The 5,390-nt window shown below is 51.6% G+C and carries 4 protein-coding genes; 2 read left to right on the top strand and 2 right to left on the bottom strand.

What is annotated here, in order from left to right; genetic code table 11:
• Positions 1-160 precede the first annotated feature (160 nt).
• A complete protein-coding gene (locus ABYP33_RS17180; protein ID WP_373092377.1) occupies positions 161-1,567 on the bottom strand; it encodes an ABC1 kinase family protein in 1,407 nt (468 codons plus the stop codon).
• A 121-nt stretch (positions 1,568-1,688) separates the two neighbouring features.
• Between ABYP33_RS17180 and ABYP33_RS17175 the strand changes: the two genes are divergently transcribed.
• Positions 1,689-2,897, top strand: coding sequence for an Nramp family divalent metal transporter (locus tag ABYP33_RS17175; protein ID WP_373092376.1), 1,209 nt, complete (start codon positions 1,689-1,691; stop codon positions 2,895-2,897).
• 37 nt (positions 2,898-2,934) lie between these two features.
• Here the strand turns inward: ABYP33_RS17175 and ABYP33_RS17170 are convergent, their stop codons facing one another.
• On the bottom strand, positions 2,935-3,705 hold the full coding sequence (locus ABYP33_RS17170) for a dienelactone hydrolase family protein (RefSeq protein ID WP_373092375.1): 771 nt from the start codon (positions 3,703-3,705) through the stop codon (positions 2,935-2,937).
• 561 nt (positions 3,706-4,266) lie between these two features.
• Between ABYP33_RS17170 and ABYP33_RS17165 the strand changes: the two genes are divergently transcribed.
• A complete protein-coding gene (locus tag ABYP33_RS17165; RefSeq protein ID WP_373092374.1) occupies positions 4,267-5,196 on the top strand; it encodes a hypothetical protein in 930 nt (309 codons plus the stop codon).
• Positions 5,197-5,390: the final 194 nt, after the last annotated feature.

Genomic DNA, 5,390 nt, shown 5'->3' with positions numbered 1-5,390 from the left:
TGACTTTGGATGTCGAAGGTATTGCGCAATCCATGATGTAATCCAGTTGAACTTTTCGAGCGTAGAACGACTCGAAGATTAGGAATTAAGCTCACTCAGTCTCAAAATTTTAGGCCGCTACCTTTAGCGGCTTTTTTTTGTCTGTGTTTTGCAGGGAATACTATTGCTGGCGCCCGGGCGAGGGCGGCGCAGCGGGCAGGTATTTCAGCAGCGCCGTGTCTGCCGTAAATTGCGCATCAAATAACGATATTAAGGCATAAATACCCATGAGTTTACGCATTACATATAAGAAGTCTTTGGGCGGCAATGCAAAATACTTGCTGATCGACGCCGCCGCGGCCCGCTTGGCAATCCGCTTGGGCAGGCCACTCTGTCGCCAATGATATTGACCACTCGCATTTACCGCACACGCGGGAACATGCTCATCTGGGGTGCGTAGCGGTTCAGCGATATCAATGCCAATATCGACAAAATTATCTAAGACTGCCTTGGGGAAATGGGCTTTCATAAAACCCAAGCTAATCGATTTTTGTAAAAATACTGTGTTATCTCGCTGATAGGCTGCCACCATCATTGCGCAAAACTCATTGGCGAACTCATCCGGCAGCGTGCGCATGGCACCAAAATCTAAGAGCAGCAACTGATCGCAGTTACCAATGGGGTCAATACGTACCCGAAAATTGCCAAAATTGGGATCGGTTTGCATCCGCCGCCAGCTAAATAGTTCAGTCAAGAACACATCTAATACTGCACTGCCCAAGCGATCGCGACGCGCTTGGGGTAAATTTGCCACGGCGGTAGAGTTGACCGAGTCAGCCGCCTCGTAGCTCATCGTCAACACCCGGCGAGTGGAAAATTCGGGGTAGCTTTTCGGCACCACAAAGCGCTCATCAGCGGCCAGAGATTTACCGACAAAATCAAGGTCCCGACGTTCCTGCTCATAATCCACTTCTTTGTGGAGCAATAGACGAATATCGCCAAACCAGTCCTCAATATTGCGCGTGCTGGATAAAAGCCGCGACACCTTCAAAAGGCGCAGCACCGCGTTAAAATCAGCGTCGATAGTTTCTTCCACACCGGGGTACTGCACTTTGATACACAGCTGTTCGCCTGTCGCACGCAGGCGCGCGCGGTGCACTTGGCCGAGCGAGGCCGCTGCCAATGGCCGATGATCAATATCCATGGCAGACAAGGCCTCCGCCCCTAACTCGTTGTGCAGCGCCTTTTCAATCACGGCCCACGCCATGGGTGGGGTGTTGTCTTCAAGGTTGTGCAGGGCTTCGGCGACTTCCGGTGGCATCATATAGTCGCTATAGGTCGCCATCATCTGGCCAATTTTGACCACACTGCCCTTTAAGCGGCCTAGCTCGCTGACAAAAAAATCGATGTTTTCGCGACGCTTCGCCAGCGCCCCATCATTGTCGCCGCTAATCCGCGCCCATACACTCTGACGCAGCGCGCGGCTGCCATAGCGCAAGCCGAGTTTTGACAATTCAAGACGACGGGAAAGCGCACCAGTTTTCAGGCGGTGTAGGGGCTTATCTGGGGGAATATTCGAATCGTTCATACGCGCTATTGTAAAGAATGTCGGTGCACAGCGCAGTAAACGCCGCGCTGGCGTGACGAAATATCAATTCACCGGCATACTCATACTCAATATCACCTAACAGTATCGCCTAAGGCCAAGCATGAAATTATTAAAAAACCTGACCTTGATCGGCCCCGGTTTTGTGGTGGCTGCCACCGGCCTTGGCGCCGGCGATTTGGTGGCCGCCGCTGTATCCGGCGCCAGTCTCGGTGGCCAAATTATTTGGGCAGTGGTTTTTGGCGCACTCATCAAACTCGCATTAAATGAAGGTTTGGCGCGCTGGCAACTTAGCACGGGCCGCAGTATTTTGCAGGGCTGGCAACAACATTTGCCGCGCTGGGTGAATGGTTATTTTATGATTTATCTTTTGCTGTGGGGGTTCTTAGTGGGCGCCGCCCTCATGGCGGCCTGTGGTCTCGCCGCCAATGCCTTATTCCCGCAGCTGTCGATCAATAGTTGGGCGGTATTGCACTCCCTGCTGGCGGTATTGTTGGTGTTGTTTGGTCGTTACTCGGTGTTTGAGTCGGCAATGAAAGTACTGATTTTATTGATGTTCATCACGGTGATGGCGGCGCTTGCCAGCCTTGATTTATCGGGCATCAATTTACAGCAAAGTCTGCTTATCGATACTGGCATGCAATCACATGGCAATATGGTATTGGCTGTCATTGGCGGGGTTGGCGGCAGTGTAACCTTGCTGTGCTACGGCTACTGGATGCGAGAAAAGGCTTGGCACAGTAGCGCCGCCCTGCCTTTGGCCCGCATAGATTTAATTGTAGCGTACACTATTACCGCGCTATTCGGCGTTGGCATTATGTTACTGGCTGCCAAAGCCGCGCCAGCCACAATACAAGGTAACCAGGTGCTTGTTGCGATGGCCGACGAATTAGGGCGTACATTGTCGCCGGCATTCAGAGAGGTGTTTTTACTCGGGGTCTGGGCGGCGGTGTTTAGCTCTATGCTCGGTGTATGGCAGGGGGTACCCTATTTGTTTGCCGATATAATGGCCACCCGCAACAAATCTAAACAGCTAGCCGCAGCTGACCAGAATAGCTGGGCGTATCGGAGTTTTTTAGGCTATCTCGCACTGCCTCCCATGCTTCTTTTACTACTAGGGAAACCAGTGTGGCTGGTGATGCTTTACGCGGTGATTGGGGCGTTTTTCATGCCCTTTCTTGCATTAACTTTGCTGTATTTAAATAACTGCATCATTGCTAAAACACAACGATTTGGCATCGGTAGTAATATTCTTATTGCCCTAGCCTTGATCGTATTTGGTTTTCTTAGCCTGCAGTCGTTGTTTAACTAACTCGGCACGCGTGAATAGGGCGTGCCGAGTTGGCTATTTACTCTGCTAGCATCGCCATTAAGGCTTCCCAGCTTACGCGGTCGGCATAGGCGTCATAGGCCAAAGGCATTTTGGTTTTTTCACCAACCGCAGTCGAGCCAGGGTTAGTGAAGCTATGCACAACGCCGGGGAAACTCAATAACTGTAAATTCACCCCAGCGGCACTCATTTCTTCAACAAAACCACCGACCTGCGCGGGCGGTACCATGGGATCGGCACCGCCGGTTGCCACTAAGACCTTCGCTTTAATCGTGTCTGGCTTAGCTTTAGTTTCGGTGCCCAAACTGCCATGAAAACTGGCGACTCCAGCCAAATCTAAGCCGCGCCGCGCCTGATTCAACACCACAGCGCCACCAAAACAGTAGCCAATCGCGTACAATTTGCTGGCATCCACCGCGGGCTGCTTGCGCAAAATAGCCAGCGCCGCATCAAAGCGGGCATTCATTTTAGCGGGCTCCGCCAACGCCGCATTCATAAACGCCATGGCGTCTTTCGGATGCTCGGTGCTTTTGCCATTGCCATACATATCTACCGCGATAGCCGTATAACCCGCTTCGGCCAATTGCTGTGCCCGGCCTCGGGCATAATCATTTAATCCCCACCACTCATGCACAACAATCACCGCTGGACCGGCTTCGGTTTTGGATGAATCACTGTACAACACCGCCGACCCCAGCTTACCTGGCAGCGTTAACTTACTCTCAACAAGCTCGGCATTCGCCGCCGAGGCAAAAAATAATAATGCGCTAAACCATGCGACTAACTTCATTCTAGGCTCCTTCTTTATAGTCAAATTCAAACCAGTGCTAGCAATATAACGCTAATAATATGACGGGGGATAGAGGGCTGCTGGGGATCTAGGCATTTTCTGCGCTGTAGGACCGGTCAGAGGAGTTACAGAGAGTGACCCGCAGTTTTCTCAAACTATCACGCTTGTATCAAAAGTATTCCCTGTCACTTCTGCGAAGCCGGACACCGCCCCTGCGAAGGCAGGGGGCCAGCTCGGCAGTCGCGCTTGGGGTTAAGTGTTCACTCAACATACTATTCACAGCGCCCTTGTAAATACGTGTCCGTGCCTCCTCAAGGATAGCAAAAACAGTATGAATCACTAAAACCTTAGGTATGAAAAAGGATCGCCAAGACGAAAGCCGCGTCTGGCGCTAATCGTAAAATGAATCTCCCCCCCCCAAGCAAATATGCGGAAGTGATTTTGGGTTCACCACCGTCCGTCGCGTATGTCATACTAATTGATGACTATTCACACAAAATGCCGCATTTTTATTCTTGCCAAGGATTATAATAGCGGCCTTTACCCCTTTAGGACACTCCCATGAAATACCTTGCCACAATGGCGTTAGCATTGGTTCCGCTGACGAGCATGGCAACCGATTTAACAATTCCGGCTGGCCAAGCCTATCTTGTCGGTATTGATCAACAGGAATTGATTTTAGATGAGCTGAATATTGGTGACGATGCCCGAATTAGCTTTGCGCCCGGCGTAAACTCGTGGCGGGTACATGCCCGGCTGGCTAATATTGGTAAAGATGTGGTCATCGACGGTCGCGGCTCTGCAGGTCAAAACGGTGCGCCAGGAATGACCGCTACAGCCTGTGGTGAGTTTGTCGACGGTCAGCCCGGCGAAAGTGGCCAAGCTGGTAGTGATGGTGTCGAAATCCGCTTACAACTTGTACTGGAAAGCTTGGGCAGCATGGAGATTCTCAGTGCTGGTGGTGACGGTGGCCTTGGCGGTGCTGGTGGTGACGGCGCTGATTTTAATACCAGTTGCGGGGCTGAAGTCGCAGGCGAAGGCGGTAACGGTGGTGACGGCGGTGAAGGTGGTCGTGGCGGTGATGTTACCTTTTTGTATCAAAGTATTGCTAAGACGGAATCTGGCGATAGCATGGTGAGTCGCCTAAGTATTAATGCCGACGGCGGTGCTGGTGGCGAAGGCGGTGACGCTGGCTCTGGTGGTGCAGGTGGGGGCGGTCGCTATGCAATTAAGAAGAGCTTGACAGGAAGTAGCCGCAAGTGGGTAGGTGGCGCTGCTGGCGGCTTGGCGGGCAGCCCCGGAACCATGGCTTCGGCCGGTAAGCCAGGGCGTATTCTATTGGACCAGTTAATTATGAGCACAGTAAAAGCCGCGCCGTCGAGCAATACTGCTAGTGTTAAAGCTCTGCAGCGTGAAGTTGAGGCTCTGCGCAAGCGTGTTGAAAAATTAGAGGCGCAGCAAGGGGTGGCAGTGCCAGTCAGCGGAGACTAATCGACGACGTTATTACTTCGCTAAAGGATGCCTAGTGCATCCTTTTTTTATGCCGAATTAGTGGTCCTCGCTGGCTAATAGTGCGTTGGCACTTAAATAGTGCGTGTGATTTGGCATTCATCTGGGACAGCTGTATTAATCGTCATTTCTGTACGCTATCTGATTGTTTTTATTGTGTTAATTTCAAATATCCT

This window comes from Zhongshania sp. (genome assembly GCF_041584495.1).
Lineage (GTDB): Bacteria > Pseudomonadota > Gammaproteobacteria > Pseudomonadales > Spongiibacteraceae > Spongiibacter.
Note: the sequence above shows the minus strand (reverse complement) of the source record. Positions and strands in the feature narration are given on the sequence as shown.

Bases quoted from the DNA above. Each gene is read 5' to 3' on its own strand.
- ABYP33_RS17180 (WP_373092377.1), bottom strand. From the start codon at position 1,567: ATGAACGATTCGAATATTCCCCCAGATAAGCCCCTACACCGCCTGAAA.
- ABYP33_RS17175 (WP_373092376.1), top strand. From the start codon at position 1,689: ATGAAATTATTAAAAAACCTGACCTTGATCGGCCCCGGTTTTGTGGTG.
- ABYP33_RS17170 (WP_373092375.1), bottom strand. From the start codon at position 3,705: ATGAAGTTAGTCGCATGGTTTAGCGCATTATTATTTTTTGCCTCGGCG.
- ABYP33_RS17165 (WP_373092374.1), top strand. From the start codon at position 4,267: ATGAAATACCTTGCCACAATGGCGTTAGCATTGGTTCCGCTGACGAGC.